Below are 2147 nucleotides of genomic sequence, written 5' to 3'. Positions count from 1 at the left end.
AATCTGCCGGAGGCAATAGACGAACAGAGCTTGGCGAGCACGATACAAGCGGTGCTCGACCATCACGACATGCTGCGGGCTCAATTGCGTCCCGACACACATGGATCGTGGGGCTGGAAAGTCCTGCCCGTCGGATCAATTCAAGCAGAGAAGATAATTCGGAAAGTATCGACCGGGCGTGGCGGCGCCGATTTCCGTGAGGTGACTGCATACGAGTTGGACGCTGCGGCGGACCGACTTGATCCCAGCACTGGCACCGTAGTGCAGGTGGTCTGGTTTGATCCCCCAGATTCCGGTGATCAGGGTTGTGCGCTGGTGGTGGCTCACCATACGGTCATCGACGGGGTGTCGTGGCGGGTATTGATACCTGACCTGGCGATTGCGTGGTCGCAGATCAGTTCCGGTAGATCACCGGAACTGGAACCGGTCGGGACGTCTATGCGTCGTTGGGCCTACGGGCTTGCCGAGGAGGCTCGTCGACCGGAGCGGGTAGCCGAACTCGCGTTGTGGCAATCGATGGCTGGGGGCGAGGACCCCATGATCGGGTCTCGGCCCCTCGACTCCTCAATCGACGTGAGCACCACCGCGGACACCATCGAGATTGACGTACCCCCGGAAGTGACGGAGGCACTCCTCACCACAGTTCCGGAAGCGTTCCACGGTGGTGTGGTCGACGCTCTACTGGCGGCACTCGCCGTCGCGGTCACGACATGGCGGCGCGAAGACAGCCCCTCCCTTGCGGATGTGTTGATCGGGCTCGAGGGTCATGGGCGCGAGGAAGGTGCGGTCCCCGGCTCGGATCTGAGTCGAACCATCGGCTGGTTCTCCACGAGTTTCCCACTGCGGTTGGATCTTTCGGACATCGATCTCGACGATGCGTGTTCGGGTGGCCCGGCCTTGGGTGCTGTTGTCAAATCTGTCAAGGAACAGCTTCGGGCGGTACCCGATCACGGGATCGGCTACGGGCTTTTGCGGTATCTCAACGAGGACACCGGACTGGTGTTGGGGGAGTTGCCAACACCGCAGATCGGCTTCAACTATCTCGGCAGGGTTGGCGCCGGTGCTCTATCGAACGGGTCCGGGGCGGCGTGGATTCCGATCAACGGAGACAGCGACCTGGGTGGTGCACAAAATCCGGATACGCCGTTGCCGGCTGTGCTCGACATCAATGCTCTCACCGTCGACGGCGAAGACGGCAGGCCGAGACTGCGCGCAATCTGGTCGTTCCCCACAGGGATACTGGGCAAGGGCGATGTTCAAGTGGCCGCGAGGATGTGGTCCGAAACGCTGGCAGCGCTGGCCGCCGACTCGGGTCACCCGGGTGTTGGTGGCCGGACTCCGTCGGATCTGGCCTTGGTCAGTCTCGGTCAAGGTGAGATCGATCTGCTCGAGGACAGGTACCCCGCATTGAGTGATGTGTGGCCGTTGTCCCCGCTGCAGGCAGGTTTGCTATTCCATGCGTTGGCGTCCGAGGGATCGGTGGACGCCTATGTTGTGCAGTTGGTTGTCGAATTGCGGGGTGAGGTTGACTCGCAGCGATTGCGCCGTGCCTGCCAATCGGTGCTCGATCGCAATCCGAATCTGCGGACCGCCTTTCGCACCGACGTCGGATCTCAGCCGGTGCAGGTGGTGCACGATTTTGTCGAAGCACCGTGGTCGGAGATCGACCTTTCCGGATTGGACTCCGGCGCCCGCGCTCGTGCCTGGGATCACCTGATGGCGGAGGATCGCGCTACCCGCTTCGAACCGACTCGAGCTCCGCTGTTGCGGTGGAAGTTGGTCAGCACCGGCCCGGGAAGCTATCGCCTGGTGATGACCAATCATCATCTGCTGCTCGACGGTTGGTCGACGCCACTGCTTCTGAAGGAAGTGCTGGTGCTTTACGCAACCGATGGCGCGGCGCTGCCCCGGGTACGTCCCTATCGGGACTTTCTAGCCTGGATCGCCGGGCAGAACAAGACAGAGTCACTTGACGTCTGGGCCAAGGCATTCGACGGTGTCGACGAGCCGACGTTGGTTGCGCCTGCCGATCCTGGTCGTCGGTATCGCGAGTCGCGGGATGTGTTCGGGGAGTTGACCGAGGAGCAGACTGCGGGGTTGATGTCGTTTGTTCGGGGTCGGGGGGTGACTGTGAATTCGGTGATCGA

Annotated in this window: 1 protein-coding gene; it reads left to right on the top strand. The window is 62.0% G+C overall.

Annotated features, from left to right (window positions below; translation table 11 throughout):
* Nucleotides 1-30: 30 nt before the first annotated feature.
* Nucleotides 31-2147, top strand: a 2117-nt coding sequence (locus C7T36_RS29790) for a condensation domain-containing protein (protein ID WP_258190644.1), incomplete at its 3' end; no start/stop codon positions are given.

Source organism: Rhodococcus sp. AD45-ID, assembly GCF_003023755.1.
GTDB lineage: Bacteria > Actinomycetota > Actinomycetes > Mycobacteriales > Mycobacteriaceae > Rhodococcus_F > Rhodococcus_F globerula.
Note: the sequence above shows the minus strand (reverse complement) of the source record. Positions and strands in the feature narration are given on the sequence as shown.